General features: G+C 69.9%; 20 protein-coding genes and 1 pseudogene. 4 read left to right on the top strand and 17 right to left on the bottom strand.

What is annotated here, in order from left to right:
* Nucleotides 1-69 precede the first annotated feature (69 nt).
* The 7 genes from RMT89_RS36515 to RMT89_RS36485 form a co-directional block, all read right to left on the bottom strand.
* A complete protein-coding gene (locus RMT89_RS36515) occupies nt 70-1302 on the bottom strand; it encodes a sarcosine oxidase subunit beta family protein (RefSeq protein WP_315888063.1) in 1233 nt (410 codons plus the stop codon).
* Between the two features lie 34 nt (nt 1303-1336).
* On the bottom strand, nt 1337-2197 hold the full coding sequence (locus tag RMT89_RS36510; protein WP_315888062.1) for a bifunctional methylenetetrahydrofolate dehydrogenase/methenyltetrahydrofolate cyclohydrolase: 861 nt from the start codon (nt 2195-2197) through the stop codon (nt 1337-1339).
* A gap of 13 nt (nt 2198-2210) precedes the next feature.
* The gene (locus tag RMT89_RS36505; protein ID WP_315888061.1) at nt 2211-4649 is read right to left on the bottom strand and encodes an FAD-dependent oxidoreductase; all 2439 of its coding nucleotides are present in this window, start codon (nt 4647-4649) and stop codon (nt 2211-2213) included.
* 181 nt (nt 4650-4830) lie between these two features.
* Nucleotides 4831-5793 carry an ABC transporter substrate-binding protein gene (locus RMT89_RS36500; RefSeq protein ID WP_315888060.1) on the bottom strand — a complete coding sequence of 321 codons (963 nt, stop codon included), beginning with the start codon at nt 5791-5793 and terminating at the stop codon, nt 4831-4833.
* 13 nt (nt 5794-5806) lie between these two features.
* Nucleotides 5807-7807 carry an ABC transporter permease subunit gene (locus RMT89_RS36495; protein WP_315888059.1) on the bottom strand — a complete coding sequence of 667 codons (2001 nt, stop codon included), beginning with the start codon at nt 7805-7807 and terminating at the stop codon, nt 5807-5809.
* On the bottom strand, nt 7807-8892 hold the full coding sequence (locus tag RMT89_RS36490) for a glycine betaine/L-proline ABC transporter ATP-binding protein (protein ID WP_315888058.1): 1086 nt from the start codon (nt 8890-8892) through the stop codon (nt 7807-7809). Before RMT89_RS36490 ends, RMT89_RS36495 begins: the two co-directional genes overlap by 1 nt.
* Before the next feature lie 20 nt (nt 8893-8912).
* Nucleotides 8913-10382: an aldehyde dehydrogenase family protein gene (locus tag RMT89_RS36485; RefSeq protein ID WP_315888057.1), complete on the bottom strand. Its 1470-nt coding sequence runs from the start codon at nt 10380-10382 to the stop codon at nt 8913-8915.
* A gap of 217 nt (nt 10383-10599) precedes the next feature.
* Here RMT89_RS36485 and purU point away from each other — a divergent pair, with 217 nt between their 5' ends.
* Entirely contained in the window at nt 10600-11481 is an 882-nt protein-coding gene (gene purU, locus RMT89_RS36480) for a formyltetrahydrofolate deformylase (protein WP_315888056.1), read from the top strand.
* A 77-nt stretch (nt 11482-11558) separates the two neighbouring features.
* Here the strand turns inward: purU and RMT89_RS36475 are convergent, their stop codons facing one another.
* Both RMT89_RS36475 and betA read right to left on the bottom strand, forming a co-directional pair.
* Nucleotides 11559-12395, bottom strand: a complete 837-nt coding sequence (locus tag RMT89_RS36475) for a 5,10-methylenetetrahydrofolate reductase (RefSeq protein ID WP_315888055.1) — start codon at nt 12393-12395, stop codon at nt 11559-11561.
* Nucleotides 12396-12398: 3 nt separating this feature from the next.
* The gene (gene betA / locus RMT89_RS36470) at nt 12399-14069 is read right to left on the bottom strand and encodes a choline dehydrogenase (RefSeq protein WP_315888054.1); all 1671 of its coding nucleotides are present in this window, start codon (nt 14067-14069) and stop codon (nt 12399-12401) included.
* Nucleotides 14070-14271: 202 nt separating this feature from the next.
* Here betA and RMT89_RS36465 point away from each other — a divergent pair, with 202 nt between their 5' ends.
* On the top strand, nt 14272-15018 hold the full coding sequence (locus tag RMT89_RS36465) for an IclR family transcriptional regulator (protein WP_315888053.1): 747 nt from the start codon (nt 14272-14274) through the stop codon (nt 15016-15018).
* Here RMT89_RS36465 and RMT89_RS36460 read toward each other — a convergent pair.
* From RMT89_RS36460 to RMT89_RS36435, 6 genes are all read right to left on the bottom strand, one after another.
* Entirely contained in the window at nt 15006-16151 is a 1146-nt protein-coding gene (locus RMT89_RS36460; protein ID WP_315888052.1) for an aromatic ring-hydroxylating dioxygenase subunit alpha, read from the bottom strand. The genes RMT89_RS36465 and RMT89_RS36460 overlap by 13 nt on opposite strands.
* A gap of 50 nt (nt 16152-16201) precedes the next feature.
* Nucleotides 16202-17365, bottom strand: a complete 1164-nt coding sequence (locus tag RMT89_RS36455; RefSeq protein WP_315888051.1) for an FAD-dependent oxidoreductase — start codon at nt 17363-17365, stop codon at nt 16202-16204.
* Nucleotides 17362-17724, bottom strand: coding sequence for a bifunctional 3-phenylpropionate/cinnamic acid dioxygenase ferredoxin subunit (locus RMT89_RS36450; protein WP_315888050.1), 363 nt, complete (start codon nt 17722-17724; stop codon nt 17362-17364). The genes RMT89_RS36455 and RMT89_RS36450 overlap by 4 nt, the downstream gene beginning before the upstream one ends.
* Before the next feature lie 197 nt (nt 17725-17921).
* The gene (locus tag RMT89_RS36445; protein ID WP_315888049.1) at nt 17922-18551 is read right to left on the bottom strand and encodes an MBL fold metallo-hydrolase; all 630 of its coding nucleotides are present in this window, start codon (nt 18549-18551) and stop codon (nt 17922-17924) included.
* Entirely contained in the window at nt 18551-19636 is a 1086-nt protein-coding gene (locus RMT89_RS36440; RefSeq protein ID WP_315888048.1) for an S-(hydroxymethyl)mycothiol dehydrogenase, read from the bottom strand. Before RMT89_RS36440 ends, RMT89_RS36445 begins: the two co-directional genes overlap by 1 nt.
* Nucleotides 19637-19909: 273 nt before the next feature.
* Nucleotides 19910-20035 (bottom strand): hypothetical protein, encoded by a 126-nt coding sequence (locus RMT89_RS36435; RefSeq protein ID WP_315888047.1) that lies wholly within the window; start codon nt 20033-20035, stop codon nt 19910-19912.
* A 261-nt stretch (nt 20036-20296) separates the two neighbouring features.
* Between RMT89_RS36435 and RMT89_RS36430 the strand changes: the two genes are divergently transcribed.
* Together RMT89_RS36430 and RMT89_RS36425 are read left to right on the top strand one after the other, a co-directional pair.
* Nucleotides 20297-21304: an NADP-dependent oxidoreductase gene (locus RMT89_RS36430; RefSeq protein ID WP_315888046.1), complete on the top strand. Its 1008-nt coding sequence runs from the start codon at nt 20297-20299 to the stop codon at nt 21302-21304.
* A gap of 25 nt (nt 21305-21329) precedes the next feature.
* Complete coding sequence (locus RMT89_RS36425; RefSeq protein ID WP_315888045.1) at nt 21330-22382, top strand: alcohol dehydrogenase catalytic domain-containing protein; 1053 nt, start codon at nt 21330-21332, stop codon at nt 22380-22382.
* Between the two features lie 31 nt (nt 22383-22413).
* On the opposite strand, the gene RMT89_RS36420 is transcribed toward RMT89_RS36425, so the two are convergent.
* Nucleotides 22414-22605 (bottom strand): ABC transporter permease subunit, encoded by a 192-nt coding sequence (locus RMT89_RS36420; protein WP_315888044.1) that lies wholly within the window; start codon nt 22603-22605, stop codon nt 22414-22416.
* A 46-nt stretch (nt 22606-22651) separates the two neighbouring features.
* Nucleotides 22652-22860: pseudogene (locus RMT89_RS36415) on the bottom strand (hypothetical protein); the annotation flags it as partial.

Below are 22860 nucleotides of genomic sequence, written 5' to 3'. Positions count from 1 at the left end.
TCTTTGGCCGGTGCGGCGAGGGTGCGTGCCGGGCGCCGTGGGTGCTGTGCGGGACTTTCAAAACACCCCCTAGTGGGCCACCGCGGCCGCGCCGTGCTCGTCGACGAGCGCGCCGGTGGTGAAACGGTCGAGCGAGAAGGGGGCGTTCAGCAGGTGGGGCTCGTCGTGGGCGATCGTGTGGGCGTAGACCCAGCCGACGCCCGGCGTGGCCTTGAAACCGCCCGTTCCCCAGCCGCAGTTGAGGTAGAGGTTGTCCACCGGTGTGAGGCCGATGATGGGTGAGGCGTCGGGGCTGACGTCCACGATGCCGCCCCAGGTGCGCAGGACGTGGGCGCGGGCGAAGACCGGGAACAGTTCCAGGGCCGCCGCCATCTGTTCCTCGATGATGTGGAAGGCGCCGCGCTGGGTGTAGGAGTTGTACGCGTCGATGCCCGCGCCCATCACCAGCTCGCCCTTGTGTGCCTGACTGACGTACACATGGACCGCGTTGGACATGACGACCGTCGGGTGCACCGGCTCCAGCAGTTCGGACACGAGCGCCTGCAACGGGTGGCTCTGGAGCGGGAGTTCGATGCCCGCCATCGCGGCGAGGACCGAGGTGTGGCCCGCCGAGCACAGGGCCACCTTGCCCGCCGCTATGGGGCCGAGGTTCGTGCGGACGCCGACCACCCGGCCACCGACCACGTCCAGGCCCGTGACCTCGCAGTTCTGGATGATGTCGATGCCGGCCGCGTCCGCCGAGCGGGCCAGGCCCCAGGCCACGTGGTCGTGTTTGGCGATGCCCGCGCGCGGCTGGTAGGTGGCGCCCAGGACCGGATAGCGCACGTCCTGCGAGATGTTGACGATCGGACAGACGTCCTTGACGCCGTCCGCGTCGAGCCACTCCGCGTCCACGCCGTTGAGGCGGTTGGCCTCCACTCGGCGCACGCTGTCACGGACGTCCTGGAGGCTGTGGGCCAGGTTCAGCACGCCTCGCTGGGAGAACAGGATCGGGTAGTCCAGCTCCTCCGCCAGTCCCTCCCACAGCTTGAGCGCGTGCTCGTAGATGCCGGCGCTCTCGTCCCACAGGTAGTTGGAGCGGATGATCGTGGTGTTGCGGGCCATGTTGCCGCCCGCGAGCCAGCCCTTCTCCAGTACGGCCACATTGGTGATGCCGTGGTTCTTCGCCAGGTAGTGGGCGGTGGCCAGGCCATGACCCCCGCCGCCCACGATGACGACGTCGTACGACCGCTTCGGCTCGGGCGTACGCCACAGCCAGTCGGGGTGCTCGGGGAGCTCGGCGCCGGGGGTGCGGGGGCTCATCGGATGTCTCCAGCCAGGGGGATGTTCAGCGCGTTCATACGGTGTTGGCGTTCCTCTCGGCGGCCTCGACGACGTTGGCGAGCAGCATCGCCCGGGTCATGGGGCCCACTCCCCCGGGCATGGGCGCGAGCCATCCGGCGACCTCGGCGGCCCGCGGGTGCACGTCGCCGGACAGGCCGTCGTCGGTGCGGGTGATGCCGACGTCCAGGACCGCCGCGCCGGGCCGCAGCATGTCCTTGGTGATCAGGCCGGGCGAGCCGGCGGCCGCGATGACGATGTCCGCCTCGCGTACGTGCCAGGCCAGGCCCTTGGTGCCGGTGTGGCACAGGGTCACGGTGGCGTTCTCGGAGCGGCGGGTGAGGAGGAGGCCCAGGGGACGGCCGACCGTGATGCCCCGGCCGATCACGCAGACGCGCGCGCCCGCGAGGGGTACCTCGTACCGGCGGAGCAGTTCGACGATGCCGCGCGGGGTGCACGGCAGCGGTGCCTCGACGCCGAGCGCCAGTCTGCCGAGGTTGACGGGGTGCAGGCCGTCGGCGTCCTTCGCCGGGTCCATGCGTTCCAGTACGGCGTTGGCGTCCAGCCGGCGCGGGAGGGGGAGTTGGACGATGTATCCGGTGCAGTGCGGGTCGGCGTTGAGCTCGTCGATCGTCTCCTCGACCTGTTGCTGCGAGGCGTCGGCGGGCAGGTCCCGGCGGATGGAGGCGATGCCGACCTGGGCACAGTCGCGGTGCTTTCCGCCGACGTAGGCGTGGCTGCCGGGGTCGTCGCCGACCAGGACCGTGCCGAGTCCGGGCGAGCGGCCGGTGGTGGCGGTCAACTTGGCCACGCGTTCGGTGAGTTCGCGGCGGATGGCGGCGGCGGTCGCCTTGCCGTCGAGTGTCTGCGCGGTCATCGGCTTTCCTCGGTCAGCCACGGAGGCGGGACATGGTGGGGTCGAACAGGGGTTCCTCGGCGACGACCGCCGGGATGCGCTGGTCGAAGTAGCCGATGTGGACGGTGGTGCCGGGGGCGGTCAGCTCGGTGGGGAGCCAGGCGTAGGCGATGCCCTTGTCGATCGTGTAGCCGTAGGCGGCGCTGGTGACGTGGCCGACGGCGCGTTCGCCGTCGTACACCGGCTCCTTGCCCAGGACGACCGACCGCGGGTCGTCGATGGTGAGGCAGGTCAGCTTCCGCCGTACGTCGGTCTTACGGCGCTCCAGCGCGGCCTTGCCGATGAAGTCGTCCTTGTCGAGCTTGACGGCGAAGCCGACGCCGGCCTCGTAGGGGTCGTGCTCATAGGTCATGTCGGTGCCGAAGGAGCGGTAACCCTTCTCCAGGCGGAGGCTGTTGAAGGCGCCGCGGCCGGCGATGACGCCGCCGAGGGGCTGCGCCGCCTGCCACAGGGTGTCCCAGAGTTTCAGGCCCTGGTCGGCGGTGGTGTAGAGCTCCCAGCCGAGTTCGCCGACGTACGACAGGCGCATCGCGGTGACCGGGACGCTGCCGATGTAGGCGCGCTTGGCGCGGAAGTACTTCAGGCCGTCGTTGGTGAAGTCCTCGTCGGTCAGGGGCTGGAGGACCTTGCGGGCGAGCGGGCCCCACAGGCCGACGCAGCAGGTGCCGGGGGTGATGTCGCGGACCTGGACCGTGCCGTCGGCGGGGAGGTGGCGGGTGAACCAGTCGAGGTCGAGGTTGCCGTTGGCGCCGACCTGGAACCGGTCGCGGGCCAGGCGGGCGACGGTGATGTCGCTGCGGATGCCGCCGTCGTGGTCGAGGAGCAGGGTGTAGGTGACCGAGCCGACGGACTTGGCGACCTTGCCGGTGCACAGGCGCTCCAGGAAGGCGGCGGCTCCGGGGCCGGTGACTTCCAGGCGCTTGAGGGCCGTCATGTCGTACATCGCGACGGTCTCGCGGGTGGCCTGCGCCTCGGCGCCGACGATGGGCGACCAGTACCGCGCGGCCCAGTCGCCCGGGGTGGGGATGGAGCGGCCCTCGACCAGGGACGCGTTGGCCTCGTACCACTGCGGGCGCTCCCAGCCGCCCGCCTCCAGGAAGAAGGCGCCCAGCTCCTGCTGGCGGGCGTGGAAGGGGCTGGTGCGGATCGGGCGCGGGTCGCCGGAGGGCTGGAGGGGGTGGAGGATGTCGTAGACCTCGACGAAGTTCCGGCAGTCGCGGGCCAGGACGTACTCCGGGGCCAGTTGGTGCGGCTCGAAGCGGTTGACGTCGCATTCGTGCAGGTCGAAGGACGAGCAGTGGCCGTCGACGAGCCATTCGGCCATCGCCCGGCCGACGCCCGCGGAGTGGGTGACCCACACGGCCTCGGCGACCCAGAAGCCCTGGACGTCCGGGGACTCGCCGAGGAGCGGGAAGTTGTCGGTGGTGAAGGAGAACAGGCCGTTGATGCCCTCCTCGACCTTCGCTTCCTTCGTCGCGGGGAGGAGGGACTGGGTCTCGGTCCAGGCGTCCTCGAAGTCATCCTCGGTGAACTTCAGGACCGAGGGCATCTGGTCGGCCTCGTCCACGGAGAGGATGTCGTCGGCCGAGATCGGCATCGGGCGGTGGCCGTAGTAGCCGATGCCGATGCCGTCGAAGCGGTCGCGGTAGTAGAGGTCGGCGTCCTGGTGGCGCAGGATCGGGCGGACCGCCTCCTCGGTCTGGCCGGCGAGGGCGGGGACCGGTCCTGTCCAGGCGAGTTGGTGGGCGAGCGGGGTCAGCGGGAGGTTCATGCCGGCCATGCGGGCGATCCTCGGGCCCCAGATGCCGGCGCAGCACACGACGATGTCGGCTTCCAGATCGCCCTGGTCGGTGCGGACGCCGGTCACCTCGCCCTCGGCCTGGAGTACGTCGAGGACCTCGTGGCGGGGCAGGAAGCGGACGCCGCGCTCGGTGGCCCGGCGGATCTGCGCCTCGACGGCGAGGACGGCCTTGGCGAGGCCGTCGGTCGGGACCAGGAGGCCGCCGAGGACCCTGTCGCGGTTCACGAGGGGGTGCTGCTCGACGCACTCGTCGGGCGTCAGCAGCCGGCCCTCGATGCCCCAGGCCGTGATCCAGCCGTGGCGGCGGTGCAGCTCCGCCAGGCGCTCGGGGGTGGTCGCCACCTCCAGGCCGCCGACCTGGAGGAAGCAGGGCTTGCCGTCGACGTCCAGGGAGCTGAACTTCTCGACGGTGTAGCGGGCCAACTCGGCCATGGTCTTGGAGGAGTTGGTCTGGAAGACCAGGCCGGGGGCGTGTGACGACGAGCCCCCGGTGGCGGGAAGCGGACCCTGGTCGACCACGGTCACTTCGGTCCAGCCGCGCGCGGAGATCTCGTCCGCGAGGGCCGCGCCCACGACTCCCGCTCCGATGATGACCACTCGGGGTCCCGCCATCGCCGCACCTCCGGTTCAGTTGCTTTCTACGCAACGTGATTCAGGTTGCGCAACTCAATGTGCCTGCCGCGCAAGTGGGTGTCAAGGGGTCCGCGACCTCGGGAAACGGGCCAGGACACGGCAATGCCCGGTGGGCGGTGCGCATCCCGCGCGCACCGCCCACCGGGCATCCGTGAAGGGCTTACTCGATCCAGGCGTCCACCTTGTCGCGGTTCGCCTCGACCCACTTCTTCGCCGCCGCCTCGGGCGTCATCTTGTCCACCGCGATGTACTTCGCCACGGTGTTCTGGTCGTCGTTCGTCCAGCTGAAGTTCTTCACCAGGTCATAGGCGGGGCTGCCCGACTTGGCGAACTTCGCGCTGACGATCTTGTCCAGCTTGTACACCGGGTAGTCGCAGGCGATCTTCTCGGCGTCGGTGTCGCACCCCGTCTTGTACTGGGGCAGCTTGACCTTCTCCAGCGGCACCTCGGACATGAACCACTGCGGCTCGTAGAAGTAGCCGATCACCCACTCCTTGTTCTTCTCCGCCTTGCGGAAGGCCTGGATGAGGGCGGTCTCGCTGCCCGCGTACACGACCTTGTAGTCCAGCTTCAGGTTCTTCACCAGGGCCTCGTCGTTGGTGACGAACGAGGGGTCGCCGTCGAGGAGCTGGCCCTTGCCGCCGGACTCCGAGGTCTTGAACTCGGCGGCGTACTTGTTGAGGTTGTTCCAGTCGAGGATGTCGGGGTGCGCCTTGGCCAGCCACGGCGGCACATACCAGCCGATGAGGCCTTCGTTGCCGGTCGGGCCGGCGGCGACAGCGGTCTTCTGGTCGGTGATGTACTTCTTCTTGAGATCGTCGTGGCCCCAGTTCTCGATGACGGCGTCGACCTCGCCCGTCCCGAAGCCCTGCCAGGCGATCTCTTCCTTCAGGTCCTTCTGGTTGACCTTGCAGCCGAGGTCGTTCTCGGCGACGTAGGCGACGACCGCCGCGTTGGCCTCGTAACCCACCCACGGGTTGACCGCGAGGTTGAAGGTGCCGCACTCGCCCGAGCTGCCCGATCCGGCCGAGCTGTCGTCACCGACCTTCGCGCCGCCGCAGGCGGTCAGGGTGAGGCCGAGGACCGCTATGCCGGCCGCGCCGGCCCGCCAGTGTCTTGCCATCGTGTGGTGCTCCTTATACGCCGGCGCGGCGAGCCGCTGCCTGAGTGATCCGGTCGAACATGACTCCGAGAAGGACGATGGCGAGCCCTGCGGCGAGCCCCTTCCCGTACAGCTGTCCCTGCGAGAAGCCGGCCACGACGTCGTAGCCGAGGGCGCCCGCGCCTACCAGGCCGCCCACCACAACCATCGACAGCACGTAGATCAGGCCCTGGTTGGTCGCGAGGGTCAGGGCGCTGCGTGCCATCGGCAGCTGGACCTTGGTGATGATCTGCCAGGTGTTGCACCCGGCGGAGGTGGCCGCCTCCACGGTGGTCGCGGGCACGTTCCGCACCCCGTCCGCGATGATCTTCATGGCGACGGGGGCCGCGTAGACGACGGCGGCGACGATCGCCGTGAAGCGGGTCGCGCCGAACAGCGCGAGGAACGGCACGAGATAGACGAACGGCGGCATGACCTGGGCCGCGTCCAGGGTGGGCCGCAGCAGCCGGTCGACGAGCGCGCTGCGTCCCATCCACACGCCGAAGACGACGCCGAGCAGCATCACGAGCACCGTGGCGACGACGGTCGAGGCCAGCGTCGTCATGCTGTCCGACCACAGGCCGGTGCCGACCAGCAGGGCCACGCACACGGCCGTCGTGATGCCGGAGCGCCGGCCTCCGAGGACGGTGCCGAGCGCGATCAGCGCCGCGCCGACCAACCACCACGAGGAGTCGGTGAGCAGGGTCTGGAACGGGTTGAGCAGTCCGTTGGTGAGGGCGTCGCGCACCGCGTTGGTGAGCCCCGACAGGTTGTCCTGCGCCCAGGTGGTCACGTTGTCCGCGCCGCTCGACATGGCGCTGCCGGTGTCACCCTCGCCGGGGAACTCCGCCGCCCATACATAGGTGTGCGACAGATAGACGAGGACCGCCATGGCCGCCGCGCCCACCGCCAGCAGCGGGCGTCGCCAGGTCAGGAAGCGGTTCTTGGAGTGCCGGGCCGCCTCCTCGCGTCCGCTCGCCGCGGTGGTGACGCGGTCCAGCACGATGGCCATGACGACGATGGCCAGACCGGCGTTGAAGGCCGTGCCGACGTCGAGCGACTGGAGTGCCTGGACGACGGTCTTGCCGAGGCCGGGGGCGTCGATCAGGGCGGCGATGGTCACCATGGCGAGGGCGGCCATGATGGTCTGGTTGACGCCCATCACCACGGTCCGCTGCGACATCGGCAGCAGCACCTTCATGAGGGACTGCCGTCGCGTGGCACCCAGCGAGTCGGCCGCCTCGACCGTCGTCTTCGGTACGGAGCGGATGGCGTGGGCGGTGATGCGGATCGCGGGCGGAGCGGCGTAGATCAGCGTGGCGATGGTGGCGGAGGCCGGGCCGATCAGGAAGAACAGGGTCAGCGGGGCCAGATAGACGAAGGTCGGCATGGTCTGCATGAAGTCCAGGAAGGGCGTCATGATCCGGTTGAACCGGTCGGACAGCCCCGCCCATACACCCAGCGGGATGGCGAACAGCAGCGCCACGAAGACGGCGGACAGGGTGAGCGCCAGGGTGTCCATACTCTCCTGCCACAGGCCTTGCAGGCCCAGGAAGGTGAAGCCGGCCACCGCCAGCAGCGCGACCCGCCAGTTGCCCACGGCCCAGGAGACATAGCCGGTGACACCGACGACACCGAGCCAGCCGATCCGCGGGAGGGGCCGGTCGGCGGACGGCTGCGAGATCAGCTCCTGGACGAACGTCACCAGGGAGTCGATGACCAGGCGGATCTCGTTGAAGAAGTACAGGAACAGCGGGTTGGAGTTGCGGTTCGCGCCGATCGAGTCGTTGACGTCGTTGAACCACCGGTGCAGGTCGGTCAGATCGGCCGCCCCGAGGGCCAGCGTCTGCTTGCCGCGCAGGAGGGCGAACAGCAGCAGCCAGACGGCCAGGATGGCGCCGACCACCATGGACCGGCTGACCTTGCGTGGCTCTTCGACGGGCGCAGCCGGTTCGGCTGCCTGTGTCTTCTCGGGTTTCTCGATGGCGACGGTCATCACATGTCGCCTTCCCGCCCGGCGACCACCGCGAGGATCTCCTCGTCGCCGACGATGCCGAGCAGCTTGCCGTCCTCGACGACCTTCACGGGCTTGTCCGCCGCGAGCACCGCCCGGGTGGCTTCCTTCACCACGACGTCGGGGCCCAGTTCGGGTCCGTCGAGGGCGTCGCCGTCCGCCGGCGGGCGCATGATCCAGCGCAGGGTGAGCACATCACCGCGCGGCACGTCCTTGACGAACTCGCGCACGTAGTCGTCCGCCGGGGCGCCCACCAGTTCGTCGCCGGTGCCGCACTGGACCATCTTGCCGTCGCGCATGATGAGGATGCGGTCGCCGAGTTTGAGGGCCTCGGAGAGGTCGTGGGTGATGAACACCATCGTCTTGCCGACCTCGTGGTGCAGGCGGATGACCTCGTTCTGCATGTCCCGGCGGATCAGCGGGTCGAGGGCCGAGAACGGCTCGTCGAAGAAGAGCACGTCGGGGTCGCCGGCCAACGCCCGGGCGAGGCCCACGCGTTGCTGCATGCCGCCGGAGAGCTGGTCGGGGTAGGAGTTCTCGTAGCCCGCGAGCCCGACGAGTTCGACGACCTCCTGGGCGCGCCTGTTGCGTTCGGCCCTGCCCATGCCCCGGATCTCCAGGCCGAACGCCACGTTGTCGACGGCGCGGCGGTGGGGCAGCAGACCGAAGTGCTGGAAGACCATGGAGAACTTGCGGCGCCGCAGCTCGCGCAGCCGTTTGTCGTCCGCCTGCCGGATGTCCTCGCCCTCGAAGACGATCTCACCGGCGGTGGGTTCGATCAGCCGGGTCAGACAGCGCACGAGCGTGGACTTGCCCGAGCCGGACAGGCCCATGACGACGAAGACCTCGCCGGGCGACACGTCGAAGTGGACGTCGCGGACGGCGGCGGTGCATCCGGTGCGGTCCATGAGCTCACGGCGGGTGAGCCCGCACAACTCCTCGGAGTCCGGCACCTGGCCGGCCTTCGGCCCGAACACCTTCCACAGCCTGCGCACGGATATGACCGGGGTGGAGCCCGTGTCCTGGGACGTGCCGCGCCGCTGCGGCACCTCGGTCTGTGTGGTCACGTTCGACCTCTCTTCGGCGTTCAGCCGCGGAACCAGTGCTGCGGCCGGGGTTGGATGTTCTGCCAGATGTGTTTGGGCTCTCGGTACTCGCCCAGGCCGGTCGGTCCCAGCTCCCGGCCCACGCCCGAGTGCCCGAAGCCACCCCATTCCGCTTGCGGCACATAGGGGTGGTAGTCGTTGATCCACACGGTGCCGTGACGCAGTCGCCGCGCGACCCGCTGCCCCTTCCCTGCGTCCCGCGTCCAGACCGCCCCGGCGAGTCCGTACTCGGTGTCGTTGGCGATGCGTACGGCGTCGTCCTCGTCGGTGAAACGCTCCACGGTGAGCACGGGCCCGAACGACTCCTCGTGCACCACCCGCATGTCCTGCCTGCATGCGTCGAGCACGGTGGGCGGGTAGTAGTGGCCGTTGGCAAGGGCGGGGTCGTCGGGCCGCGCACCGCCGCAGCGCAGTACGGCGCCCTCGGCGAGCCCTGCCGCGACGTACGCCTCGACCTTCTCCAGGTGCTGTGCGGAGATCAGCGCTCCGGTGTCGGCCTCGGCGTCGAAGGGGCCGCCGAGGCGGATCTGCCGGGCCCGGCGGACGACCTCGTCGACGAAGCGGTCGTGCAGGCAGTCCTCGACGATCAGCCGGGCCCCGGCCGAGCAGACCTGGCCCGAGTGCAGGAAGACGGCCGTGAGGGCGAAGTCCACGGCCGTCTCGAAGTCGGCGTCGGCGAAGACGACGTTGGGGTTCTTGCCGCCGAGCTCAAGGGCGACCTTCTTCACGGTCGCGGCGGCGGTGGCCATGATCCGCTTGCCGGTCTCCAGGCCTCCGGTGAAGGAGACCATGTCCACGGCCGGGTGCTCGGAGAGCGGTGCGCCCACCTGGGGGCCGGCGCCCAGGACGAGGTTGGCGGCGCCGGCCGGGAGCCCTGCCTCCTCCAGCGCTCTCATCAGCAGGATGGAGGTGGAGGGGGTGAGCTCGCTGGGCTTGAGGACGATCGTGTTGCCCGCGAGCAGCGCCGGGGCGACCTTCCAGCTCGCCTGCAGCAGCGGGTAGTTCCAGGGGGTGATCAGCCCGCACACACCAACCGGCTCGTACACCACGCGGCTTACGGCGTCGTCGCGTCCGGTGTCGATGACCCGGCCGGCGTCGGTGCCGCCGAGCCCGCCGTAGTAGCGGAAGCAGGAGACGACATCGGCGATGTCGTACTCGCTCTCCACCAGCCGTTTGCCGGTGTCCAGCGATTCGGCGCGGGCGAAGTCCTTGGCGTCGCGCTCGATCAGGTCGGCGGTGCGCAGCAGCAGGGCGCCGCGCTCGCGTTCGGGGGTGCCGGGCCAGGGGCCCTCGTCGAAGGCGCGGCGCGCCGCGGTGATCGCCGCCTCGGCGTCGGGGCGGGACCCCTCCGACACGGTCGCCGCGAGCGTGCCGTCAGCGGGACATCGGATCTCCCGGTGCCCGCCGGCCACCGGCTCCCGCCATTCGCCATCCACATACAGGTCTGCCACGCGCCGAGCCTTTCCACCGAAGTGCGTTGCGCATCGTGCACCCTATTGCTTGTGGTGGAACACCCTGGCGAATGTCCGGACAGACGTCAAGGGGTTCGCCGATGACGATTTGGCCAGGGGTTCAGTTGCCGTGCCGCCCTTGACCGCGGGCGACACCGGGCAGACCATGTTGCGTATCGCTCACCATGTTGTGTAATACGCACCGACGGAGGCCGACGTGTCCCCCAAGTTCCCTCGATCGCATCCCGGCCGCGAGTACGTCCTCACCCTCTCCTGTCCCGACAGCGCCGGACTGGTCCACGCCGTGAGCGGCTACCTCGTCAGGAACTCGGGCAACATCCTGGAGAGTCAGCAGTTCGACGACCGGCTCCAGGGCCGTTTCTTCATGAGGGTCCACTTCGATGTTTCCGATCCGAGCGCGGGTCTGGAACATCTGCGTGACCGGTTCGGCCCCGTCGCCCAGGCCTACGGGATCTCCTGGACGCTGCGGGACGCCTCGACCCCGACCCGGACCCTGATCATGGTGTCCAGGTTCGGCCACTGCCTGAACGACCTGCTCTTCCGTCGGCGCACCGGCGCCCTCAACATCGAGATCCCCGCGATCGTCTCCAACCACCGGGACTTCGAGCAACTCGCCGAGACCTACGGCATCCCCTTCCACCACATCCCGGTCACCAAGGACACCAAGCCCGAGGCCGAGGCACGGCTGCTGGAGCTGGTGCACGATCTCGACATCGACCTGGTGGTGCTGGCCCGCTACATGCAGGTCCTCTCCGACGACCTGTGCAAGCAGTTGGAGGGCCGGGCCATCAACATCCACCACTCCTTCCTCCCGAGCTTCAAGGGCGCCCGCCCGTACGACCAGGCCTACGAGCGCGGCGTGAAGCTCGTGGGAGCCACGGCGCACTATGTGACCCCGGACCTGGACGAGGGCCAGATCATCGAGCAGGACGTGGTCCGGGTCGACCACTCGCTGGACCCCGGCGACCTGGTCACCGTGGGCCGGGACGTGGAGGCACAGGTGCTCGCGCACGCGGTGAAGTGGCACAGCGAGAGCCGGGTGATGCTGGACGACAACCGCACGGTGGTCTTCCGCTGAACCGCGGCCGGCGAAGGGGCGGGACCGGCTTTCCGGTCCCGCCCTCGTCGTACACGAGCCCTCCGGTCCAGGTGCCTTCAGCCGCCGAGCCGGTCCAGCAGGGCCCGGCGCCACCGCTCGGTCTCGGCGATCTGGTTGAAGGTGAACAGGTGCAGGCCCGCCACACCCGCCGACGGAGCCGTCAGCGCCTGCTCGGCGCGGGTCAGCAGCCGCTCGGGGGCGTATCCTCCGGGCGCCGCGAAACGCACGAACCACGAGGCATGCTTGGTCAGGAAGCGCGTCGACTCGCCCACCCCGATCTTCGTCGCCATCGCCAGGAGCTTCGCCCGCTGTACGGGCCCGGCGACGCCCACGTACAGGGGCAGGGTGACGTCCCTGCGCCGTATACGAACGATCCACTCCCCCAGCGCCCTCGGGTCGAAGCACAGGTTGCTCACGAGGTACGTGGCGTGCTCGCGCTTGTCCCACATCGCCTGGACGGTGAGGTCGTCATGGAGGAGCGGATGGCTCTCGGGGTAGCCGGTGACGCCGACGCGGGCGAAGGGCCTGCCCAGCTCGCTCAGCCTGCGCAGCACGGGCAGCGCCCCGTCGTACTCCCCGGCGGGCGGGTCGGCGTCACCGGCCGGGACGAAGACATCGTCCACGCCCGCCTCGCCGAGCCGGTCGACGACCTCCTTCAGGTGTGCGTCGTCCCGCAGCAGCCGCGCGGGCACATGCGGCACGACGCGGTAGCCGTGCGCCGCGAGCCGGCCCGCCAGGTCGAGGGTCGGTTCCAGGCCCTTGACCGGCGACGCCGTCACGGTGACGACGACGTCGCGCGGGACATGGGCGAGCACCTTGTCCTCGGTCGCCTTCGAAGGCAGCACCTCGTAGCGGACGCTGTCCAGCAACGCCCGGAGTCCTGCGGTGCCCAACGTCTACCCCGCCTGCTTCTGGGCATCGCGATGCCGGTAGTACGCGGCCTTCGACGGCGCCTCCGGCTGCTTGCCGAGGATCAGGTCGGCGGCCTTCTCGGCGACCATCATCACGGGCGCGTAGATGTTGCCGTTGGTGACGTAGGGCATCACGGAGGCGTCCACCACGCGCAGGCCGTCCAGGCCGTGCACCCGCATGCTGGTGGGGTCGACGACGGACATCTCGTCGGTGCCCATCTTGCAGGTACAGGAGGGGTGCAGGGCGGTCTCGCCCTCCTTCGCGACCCAGGCGAGGATCTCCTCGTCCGTCTCCACCCTGGGCCCTGGCGAGAGCTCCCCGCCGTTGTAGGGAGCGAGCGCGGGCTGGTTGAGGAGCCTGCGGGCCACCCGTATCGCCTCGACCCATTCACGGCGGTCCTGCCCGGTGGAGAGGTAGTTGAAGCGCAGCGCCGGGTGCTCGCGCGGGTCCTTGCTCTTGATCTTCACCGAGCCGATGGCGTCGGAGTACATGGGGCCCACGTGGACCTGGTAGCCGTGGCCTCCGGAGGGCGAGGAGCCGTCGTAGCGGACGGCGACGGGAAGGAAGTGGAACATCAGGTTGGGGTAGTCGACCTCGTCGTTGCTGCGCGCGAAGCCGCCGGCCTCGAAGTGGTTGGTGGCGGCCGGGCCCTTGCGGAAGAGCCATTGCAGCCCGATGAAGGGGGCGCGCCACTTCGCCATGTACGGCTGCATGGACACGGGTTGCTTGCAGGCGTACTGGACGTAGACCTCCAGGTGGTCCTGCATGTTCTCGCCGACGCCGGGGAGGTCGTGGACGACGTCGATGCCGAGGGCGCGCAGTTCCCCGGCATTGCCGACGCCGGAGAGCTGGAGCAGCTGCGGGGAGTTGATGGCGCCGCCGCACAGGATGACTTCCTTGGCGCGGACCTGCTGGAGGGCGCCGCGGCCGCGCCGGTACTCGACGCCGACGGCGCGCTTGCCCTCGAAGAGGACGCGGGTGACGAGGGCGCGGGTTCTGACGGTGAGGTTGGGCCGCTTCATCGCGGGCTTGAGGTACGCCTTCGAGGCCGACAGGCGACGTCCGCGATGGACGTTGCGGTCGAACTTCGCGAATCCTTCCTGGCGGTATCCGTTGACGTCGTCGGTGGGGGCGTAGCCGGCCTCTTCGGTGGCCTTCTGGAAGGCGGTGAACAGCGGGTTGGCCGCCGGGCCGCGCTCCAGGACGAGCGGGCCGTCGTGGCCACGGAACTCGTCGTCCGGATCGGCCGCGAGACAGTTCTCCATCCGCCGGAAGTACGGCAGACAGTGGGCGTAGTCCCAGGTCTCCATGCCCGGGTCGGCAGCCCAGCGCTCGTAGTCCATGGGGTTGCCGCGCTGGAAGATCATGCCGTTGATGCTGCTGGAGCCGCCCAGTACCTTGCCGCGGGCGTGGTAGATGCGCCTGCCGCCCATGTGCGGCTCGGGCTCGGACTCGTACTTCCAGTCGTAGAAGCGACTGCCGATCGGGTAGGTCAGCGCCGCGGGCATATGGATGAAGACATCCCACGGGTAGTCGGAGCGGCCCGCCTCCAGGACCAGCACCCGGTTGGCGGGGTCCGCGGAGAGCCTGTTCGCCAGTGCACTGCCGGCCGATCCGCCGCCGACGATGACGAAGTCGTACTGCACAGGAGCCATGGTGCCTCGTCTCGCTCGCGCCGTAGATACGCGAGGCATGCTAGCGCCGGTCCCGCTATACGCACCAGGTTGCGAACAACGCAACTTCAGGCGTCCTCGTTTCGGTGCCGTTACTTGCGGGTGTGTTGTTTACTGCGCGTATAGTTTCACTGTGAGCAACTACAGCCCTGATACGGAAACGTCCCATTCACAAGCCGGCGGCGTGCAGTCCGTGGACCGCGCCATCGGCGTCCTGGAGATCCTCGCCCAGCGCGGCGAGGCGGGCGTCAGCGAGGTGGCGGCCGAGATCGAGGTGCACAAGTCGACCGCCTTCCGGCTGCTCGGCGCCCTGGAGGCGCGCGGTCTGGTGGAGCAGGCCGGCGAGCGCGGCAAGTACCGGCTCGGCTTCGGCATCGTCCGGCTGGCCGGCGCGGTCACGGGCCGTATCGACATCACCCAGCAGGGCCGTCCGGTCTGCGAACGCCTCGCCGAGGAGATCGGCGAGACCGTCAACATCGCCGTGATGCAGGAGCAGTACGCGATCAACCTGTACCAGGTGCGCGGCCCGGGAGCGGTCACCGCGCACAACTGGGTCGGCCAGCTGACCCCGCTGCACGCCACGTCGAGCGGCAAGATCCTGCTGGCGCATCTGCCCCCGAAGGAGCGTGCCGCGCTGCTGTCCGCCGTCGGCATGAAGAAGCTCACCCCGCACACCATCACCGCGAAGACGAAGCTGGAGAAGAACCTCGCCGACGCGCGGGAGCGGGGTTACGCCTTCACCCTCGAGGAGCTGGAGATCGGTCTGCACGCCATGGCCGCGCCTGTGCGCAACCGGGACGGCGAGGTCATCGCCGCGCTCAGCGCCTCCGGCCCCTCCTACCGGTTCACCGAGGAGCGCCTGCACGAGCTCTCCCCGGTGCTGCTCAAGGGCGCCGAGGAGATCAGCCACCGGATGGGCTACCTCGGCTGAGTCACCCCTGACGGGGTGCCCAGGCGCTCGTTCACCCAGTCGTGGAAGGCGCCGATGTGATGCTCGCTGGGCACCAGCACTCCCCCCTTGGCGTACATCCGGGAACTCATCCCGGGCTGGGTGCGCTCGCACGCGTCGAAGTCCTGCCGGTTGACCCGGTCGAAGAGCTCCACGGACCGGCTCACGTCCTTGCCGCTCTCGACGACATGCGGCAGATACAGCCAGTCGCACTCGACCACCGTGCGGTCCACGGACACCGGATACATCCGGTGGAAGATCACATGGTCGGGCACGAGGTTGATGAACACCTGCGGCCGGACGGTGATCGCGTAGTAGCGGCGGTCCTGGTCCTCCGCCACCCCGGGGATGCGGTCCAGGCCCTGGGAGCCGTCGACGGTGAAACCCTGGACCTCCTCGCCGAACTCGGCGCCGTGGCCGACGTAGTACTGGGCCGCGTAACCGTCCGCGAACTCGGGGAGCACCTCGGTGAGTTCGGGGTGGATGGTGGCGCAGTGGTAGCACTCCATGAAGTTCTCGATGATGAGCTTCCAGTTCGCCTTGACGTCGTAGACGATCCGCTTGCCGACGGAGAGGTGGTCGATGTCGTAGTGCTCGATCGACTCGACGTCGCCGAGGCGGGCGACGACCTCGCCGATGACGTCCTCCTCGAAGGAGGGCGGGTTCTCCGCGAGGCACACCCAGACATAGCCGAGCCATTCGCGCACGGCCACGCTCACCAGGCCGTACTCGGTACGGCCGACATCGGGCATCTTGGTGAGGTTGGGCGCCGCGACGAGCTTGCCGTCGAGGCCGTACGTCCAGGCGTGGTACGGGCACTGGAAGGCCCGCTTGACCTCGCCGGACTCCTCCGTGCACAGCTTGGCTCCGCGGTGCCGGCACACGTTGAAGTACGCCCGGATCGAGTGGTCCCGCGCCCGCGTGACGAGGATGCTCTCGCGGCCCACGTCGACGGTGCGGAAGGCGCCGGGCTTTTCCAGCTCGCAGGCGCGTGCGACGCAGAACCACATGGTCTCGAATATGCGCTCCTGCTCCTGGGCGAAGATCCCCGGATCGGTGTAGGAGGAGCCGGGGAGGGTGGCGATCAGGCTGTCCGGCAGGCCGGTCGAGGTCACGGGGACTCCTCGGAGGACGTTGTGGAGGGGTCGTTCACGCAGGGGTGGTGTCAACAGGCCGCGGTGGCGAGCTGCTTGCGCCAGCGGGTGAACAGGCGCGGCTGGTTCATCCCGAGCACGGCGACCGGGTTCCCGGCCCGCCGGTAGACGGCCAGCACATCGCGGTCGTCCGCGGCGCCCGCCTCGACGGTCACACTGTCGGCACCAGCGGCGTGACCGACGAACTGGATCCTCACGCCGTACTGGTCGGACCAGAAGTACGGCGGCCTGGGCATCCCCGGTTCGACCGCGCCGCCCGCCAGCAGGGTGGCGATCGCGGCGTCGGGGCGTTCGCGTGCTCCGGTCCAGTGCTCGACGCGGCGATGGAGGCCCGCGCGCGGGTCGTACCAGTTGGCGCAGTCGCCGACCGCGACCACACCGGCCAGGCTGGTCCGGCCGTCCGCGCCGCACTTGACGCCGTTGTCGAGTGCGATGCCGGAGCCGTCCAGCCACTCGACGCAGGGGCGTGCGCCGACCCCGGCCACGACGATGTCGGCGGGGATGCTGCGGCCGTCCTCCAGCAGGACGGCGTCGACCCGGCTCTCGCCGCTGAGCCCCTTGACACCCACGCCGCAGAGCAGCCGTACGCCATGGTCCGTATGGAGGCCGGAGACGATGGCGCCCATCGCCTGGCCGAGCGGTCCGGCGAGCGGTGTCGGGGCCGCCTCCACCACGGTCACGTCGAGCCCGAGGGCGTACGCGGTGGAGGCGACCTCGGCTCCGATGAAGCCGCCGCCGATCACCACCAGCCGTCCGCCGCGGGCCAGTTCGTCGCGCAGGGCGCGGGCGTCGTCCAGGGTGCGCAGGGTGTGGACTCCGGCCAGGCCCTCGGAGCCGGGGAGCGTGCGGGCCGCGGCGCCGGTCGCGAGGACGAAGCCGTCGGCGTGCACCTCCTGTCCGTCGGCGAGCCGGACGGCGCGGTCCGTGGCGTCGAGGGCGACGGCACGGGTGCCGAGCAGCCACTGTGCCGCCAGGTCCTCGTCGTCCGTCTCCAGGGTGAGTTCCGCCTCGCCGAGGGTGCCGGCCAGGAACTCCTTGGAGAGCGGGGGCCGGTCGTACGGGCGGTGGAGCTCGTCGCCGATGACGACCAGCCGTCCGTCGTAGCCCCGTTTGCGCAGGGAGCGCGCCGCCGACAGGCCGGCCAGGGAGGCGCCGACCACGGCGACGGTCCTCACGCGGGACCTCCGGCGAGCCGGGCCGCGATGCAGGGCGGCAGGTTGGGGGCGTCGGTGGACAGCTGGACGTAGATCATGCCGTCCTCGAGGACGACCTCGTGGGTCCGGACCGGAAGCTTGGCCGGCGGGGCGTCGGCCGCGCCGGTCCTCAGGTCGAACTTCGAGGCATGCAGCGGGCATTCCACCTCGGGTCCCTCCAGCCAGCCGTCGGCGAGCGAGGCGTCCTGGTGGGTGCAGGTGTCGTCGATGGCGAAGAGTTCGCCGTCGTCGGTGTGGAACACCGACACCGGCGGATCGATGTCGAGCCGGTGGGCCTCGCCTCGCGGGAGATCCGCGAGACGGCACGCGGGAATCATCATGACACCTCGGTGCGTATAGCGAAACGGATTGCGATTGACGCAACGCCAGTCTGAGGGCGGCTCCGAACCGTTGTCAAGGCATGAAAAGGCCTGGTTCACGCCGGTCGGCGGCGCGCTCTCCGGGCAGCCCGAAACGCCCGAACCACCTGCGGAAACAGGCGGAACGGGCGCCGTACGAAGGCCGTCGGGGCAGGCGGTCAGAAGCCGCGGTCGATCCACTCGTCGAGGTGCGGGGCCTCCGCGGCGAGGGTGGTCGTGTCTCCGTGGCCGGTGTGCACGACGGTCTCGCCGGGCAGCGTCAGCAGCCGGTCGCGGATGGACTCGATGATGGTCGGGAAATGGCTGTACGACCTTCCTGTGGCTCCCGGCCCACCGGCGAAGAGCGTGTCGCCGCTGAAGAGGGCCGCCAGCGCGGGCGCGTACAGGCAGACCGCGCCGGGGGCGTGGCCGGGGGTGTGCAGCACGGTCAGTTCGATACCCGCCACCGCGAGGGCCTGGCCGTCGGTCAGTTCGGCGTCCGGGGCCCTGTCGGGGTGGGTCTGCTTCCACAGGGGCAGGTCGTCCGGGTGGAGGAGGACCGGGGCACCCAGGCGCGCGGCGAGTTCGGGCGCGGCGTCGATGTGGTCGTTGTGCGCGTGCGTGCACACGATGGCCCGCAGGGTGCGCCCGCCGACGGCCCGGGCGATCGCCTCGGCGTCGTGCGCGGCGTCGATGACGACGACTTCCTGGTCGTCCCCGACGATCCACACGTTGTTGTCGACGTCCCAGGTGCCGCCGTCGAGCGAGAACGTTCCCGAGGTGACGAGGTGTTCGATACGGGCGGCCATCAGAGGATCACCACCGAGCGCAGCACGTCGCCGTGGTGCATCCGCTCGAAGGCCTTCTCGACCTCGTCCAGCGCGATGGTCTCGGTGACGAAGGCGTCCAGGTCGAGGCGGCCCTGGAGGTACAGGTCGATGAGCATCGGGAAGTCCCGGCTCGGCAGGCAGTCGCCGTACCAGGAGGACTTCAGGGCGCCGCCGCGGCCGAAGACGTCCAGCAGGGGCAGTTCGAGCTTCATCTCCGGGGTCGGGACACCGACCAGGACGACCGTGCCGGCGAGGTCGCGAGCGTAGAAGGCCTGCCGGTACGTCTCCGGGCGGCCGACCGCCTCGATGACGACGTCGGCGCCGAAACCGCCGGTCAGCTCGCGGATCGCCTCGACCGCGTCGGTGTCCTTGGAGTTGATGGTGTGGGTGGCGCCCAGCTTGGTGGCGGTCTCCAGCTTGCGGTCGTCGATGTCCACGGCGATGACCTTCGCCGCGCCCGCCAGCTTCGACCCGGCGATCGCCGCGGCCCCGACACCCCCGCAGCCGATGACTGCGACCGAGTCGCCCCGGCCGACGTTGCCGGTGTTGATGGCGGCGCCGATGCCCGCCATCACCCCGCACCCCAGCAGCCCGGCGGCCGCCGCCGACGCGGCCGGATCGACCTTGGTGCACTGCCCGGCCGCCACCAGCGTCTTCTCCGCGAACGCGCCGATGCCCAGCGCCGGCGACACTTCGGTGCCGTCCAGCAGGGTCATCTTCTGCGTGGCGTTGTGGGTGTTGAAGCAGTACCAGGGCCGCCCGCGCAGACACGCCCGGCACTGCCCGCACACCGCGCGCCAGTTGAGGATGACGAAATCCCCGGGCGCGACATCGGTGACCCCCTCCCCCACCGACTCCACGACCCCCGCGGCCTCATGGCCCAGCAGGAACGGGAACTCGTCGTTGATGCCGCCCTCGCGATAGTGCAGATCGGTGTGGCAGACCCCGCAGGCCTCGATCTTCACCAGCGCCTCACCCGGACCCGGGTCGGGCACGAGGATCGTCTCCAGGCTGACGGGGGCGCCCTTGCCCCGCGCGACGACAGCACGGACCTGGTGCGTCATGGCCACTCCTCGACTGGTCGAGACTTGAATCAGATGTTGCTCATTACGGCACACATTCCATGTGTCGCAACACAGCATCGTGGAGCGCCGACCGGGGGTCAAGGATCCCGACGTGGGCTCTGTAGCCGCAGTACGGAGGCAGATGGTTCGCTGTGCGTCAGCGCGCGCAGATCACGTAGACCGTGCCGCTGCCCACGAGGCCGCTCGACGTCCTCACGTTGGCCTTCCAGCCGACCGGCGTGTGCGCGGAGTTCCGCAGGGGCTCCGTGGTGATCACGCGCACGCCGCTTCTCCGGAAGTGAAGTACTTCGACCTGACGGTGGAGGAGGAGCCCGCGGCGTCGGCCTCGTGGGCGTCGACGATCACCCTGCGGACCGCCAGGTCCAGTCGCTTCACCATCGAGGTGAGGACGACCTCCCTCACCTCCGGCGCCGCGGTGCGGTACTGGTGCGGCGGGCCGCCTCGGCGACGTCGAAGCCACCCCGAGACTGCCCCGGCCTCCCGTGACCGGCGTCTCTTGCCTACCCCGCCTCGGCACCGTACGCTCACAGGCCATACCGACCGGCTGGTATGTCACGTAGCCATCTCAGTCCACGACGGCCGATCTGCCGATCGTGACGCGCCGCCAGTCCCACGCGACCGTCTGAGGAGCCGCCGAAGATGAGCAAGACCAACCACCAGGTGCGCCTGGCCGCACGTCCTGTGGGAGAGCCGCGGCCCACCGACTGGGAGCACACGGAGGAACCGGTCGGGGAGCCGGCCGACAGCGAGTTCCTGGTGCAGGTGCTCTGTCTGTCGATCGACCCGGCGATGCGCGGCTGGATGAACGCGGGCCGGTCCTACATCCGCCCGGTGGAGATCGGCGAGGTCATGCGCGCCGGCGCGGTGGGACGCGTGATCGCCTCACGGCACCCCGGGTTCGCGGTCGGGGATCATGTGTCGGGGTCCTTCGGCGTGCAGGAGTACTGCGTGTCGGACGGGCTCGGCGTCACCAAGGTCGATCCGGCCGCGGCCCCCTTGCCGACGTATCTCGGCGCTCTCGGCATGTCGGGCCTGACGGCCTACTTCGGTCTGATCGACATCGGGCGTCCCGAGCCGGGCCAGACGGTCGTCGTCTCCGGTGCGGCGGGGGCGGTCGGCAGCGTCGTCGGGCAGATCGCCAAGATCCTGGGCTGCCGGGTCATCGGCATCGCCGGCGGCGAGGCCAAGTGCCGGATGGTGGTCGAGGAATTCGGGTTCGACGCCGCGATCGACTACCGGAGCGAGGACATCCGCAAGGCGCTGCGCGAGCACGCCCCCGACGGGGTCCACGTGTACTTCGACAACGTCGGCGGCGACGTCCTGGACGCCGTGCTGCTGCGGCTGGCGCGCGGCGCCCGCGTCATCGTCTGCGGCGCGATCTCCCAGTACAACAGCACCGAGCCGCAGGGCCCCGCCAACTACCTGTCGCTGCTGGTCAACCGGGCCACCATGACGGGCATGGTGGTCTTCGACTACGCCGACCGCTACGCCGAGGGCATCGCACAGATGGCCACGTGGCGGGAGGAGGGCCGGCTGACGTCCCTGGAGGACGTGGTCACCGGTGGAGTGGCGGACTTCCCCGACACGCTGATGCGCCTGTTCCGTGGCGAGAACCACGGCAAGCTCGTGCTGAAGATCGCGGACTGAGCGGCCTGAGGGAGGGAGCGATCCGATGAAGGCACTGAGCTACCACGGCCGTCACGACATCCGCTACGGCGATGTCCCCGACCCGGTGGTGACCAGCCCCACCGACGCGGTCGTCCAGGTGACCACCGCCGGCATCTGCGGCAGCGACCTGCACATCTACCAGGGCAACCCGTTCAGCCCGGAACTCGGCTACACACCGGGACACGAGTGTGTCGGCGTGGTCGTCGACACCGGCGACCAGGTCACCCGCTTCAAGCCCGGCGACCGGGTCCTGGTGCCCGCCTCGGCCGGCTGCACCCAATGCCGGTCGTGCGCGGCCGGGTTCACCGCCCGGTGCGAGCGCGCCAAGTCCAGTACGGAGCTCTGCTACGGCGTGAGCCCCCAGCTCCCCGGCAGCCAGGCCCAGGCACTCGCCGTGCCGTACGCCGACATCAACCTGGTGCACCTGCCCGAGGGCATCTCCGACGAGGCCGCCGTCGTCCTGACGGACAACGCCCCGACGGCCTGGTACGGCTGCCGCCGCGCCCGCATCCAGCCCGGCGAGACCGTCCTGGTCATCGGCCTCGGCCCGGTCGGCCTGATGGCTGCCCAGTCCGCCTTCGCGATGGGCGCCGCCCGCGTGCTCGGCGCGGACCTGGTCGCGGAGCGCCGCGCCTTCGCGGCCGGCCTCGGGGTCGAGCCGGTCGAGGACGACGACGCGAAGGCCTCGATACGGGAGATGACCGGCGGACGGGGACCGGACGCGGTGGTGGAGGCCGTGGGCTCGGACGCCACGATCGAACTGGCCCTCAAAGCGGTCCGGCAGGCCGGCCGGGTCAGCGTCATCGGGGTCAGCCACAACAAGGCGTTCCCCTTCCACATGGGACTGGCGCAGATCAAGGAACTGGAGTTCGCCATCGGGCTCTGCTCGATCCACTACGAACTCCCCACCCTGATCGCCCTCACCCAGGCCGGCCGGATGAAGCCGGAGGTCGTGGTCTCCCACCGCTTCCCCCTCTCCGAGGGCCCCGCGGCCTACGAACTGTTCGCCAACCGCTCCGACGGGGTCCGCAAGATCCTCCTCGACCCCACCGGCTGACCCTCATGAGGGGGAAGCCATGGCTTCCCCCTCATACAGGGCCCTTCCTGGCGCGGGTGAGCCGTACGCCCATGACCTCCGCGGCGCTCTCGTTGTCCCGTACGGCCAGCAGGGCCCGGCCGGCCCGGGAGCGCAGCAGGTTTCGGGCGAGCAGCAGGGCCGCCGCGGCGACGGTGAGGGCGACGAAGTACATCCACTGGTCCTCGGCCACAGGCCGCTCCATGCCGGGGGTTGCAGCTTGTCGACGGTCAGGCCCATGGAGCCGCCCGTCACCGGTTCGAGCCGCTTGAGCAGCGGCGGCAGGAACACCGCGAACGAGAGGGTGAAAGGGCCAGGTACAGGCCGCGCAGCCGCAGCGCGGGCACGCCGAAGCCGAGGCCGAGCAGGAAGCATCCGGCGGACGCGACCGGCAGCGTGGCCAGGTGGCCGGTGTCGTACCGGTCGAGCATGACGGCGGCCGCGACCGGCAGCGTGGCCA

This window comes from Streptomyces sp. P17, from assembly GCF_032436805.1.
Classification (GTDB): Bacteria; Actinomycetota; Actinomycetes; order Streptomycetales; family Streptomycetaceae; genus Streptomyces.
This window is presented reverse-complemented; position numbering and strand designations above follow the sequence as displayed.

Bases quoted from the DNA above. Each gene is read 5' to 3' on its own strand.
- RMT89_RS36515 (WP_315888063.1), bottom strand. From the start codon at position 1,302: ATGAGCCCCCGCACCCCCGGCGCCGAGCTCCCCGAGCACCCCGACTGG.
- RMT89_RS36510 (WP_315888062.1), bottom strand. From the start codon at position 2,197: ATGACCGCGCAGACACTCGACGGCAAGGCGACCGCCGCCGCCATCCGC.
- RMT89_RS36505 (WP_315888061.1), bottom strand. From the start codon at position 4,649: ATGGCGGGACCCCGAGTGGTCATCATCGGAGCGGGAGTCGTGGGCGCG.
- RMT89_RS36500 (WP_315888060.1), bottom strand. From the start codon at position 5,793: ATGGCAAGACACTGGCGGGCCGGCGCGGCCGGCATAGCGGTCCTCGGC.
- RMT89_RS36495 (WP_315888059.1), bottom strand. From the start codon at position 7,807: ATGACCGTCGCCATCGAGAAACCCGAGAAGACACAGGCAGCCGAACCG.
- betA (WP_315888054.1), bottom strand. From the start codon at position 14,069: ATGGCTCCTGTGCAGTACGACTTCGTCATCGTCGGCGGCGGATCGGCC.
- RMT89_RS36450 (WP_315888050.1), bottom strand. From the start codon at position 17,724: ATGATGATTCCCGCGTGCCGTCTCGCGGATCTCCCGCGAGGCGAGGCC.
- RMT89_RS36445 (WP_315888049.1), bottom strand. From the start codon at position 18,551: ATGGCCGCCCGTATCGAACACCTCGTCACCTCGGGAACGTTCTCGCTC.
- RMT89_RS36440 (WP_315888048.1), bottom strand. From the start codon at position 19,636: ATGACGCACCAGGTCCGTGCTGTCGTCGCGCGGGGCAAGGGCGCCCCC.
- RMT89_RS36435 (WP_315888047.1), bottom strand. From the start codon at position 20,035: ATGGTGAAGCGACTGGACCTGGCGGTCCGCAGGGTGATCGTCGACGCC.
- RMT89_RS36430 (WP_315888046.1), top strand. From the start codon at position 20,297: ATGAGCAAGACCAACCACCAGGTGCGCCTGGCCGCACGTCCTGTGGGA.
- RMT89_RS36425 (WP_315888045.1), top strand. From the start codon at position 21,330: ATGAAGGCACTGAGCTACCACGGCCGTCACGACATCCGCTACGGCGAT.
- RMT89_RS36420 (WP_315888044.1), bottom strand. From the start codon at position 22,605: ATGGAGCGGCCTGTGGCCGAGGACCAGTGGATGTACTTCGTCGCCCTC.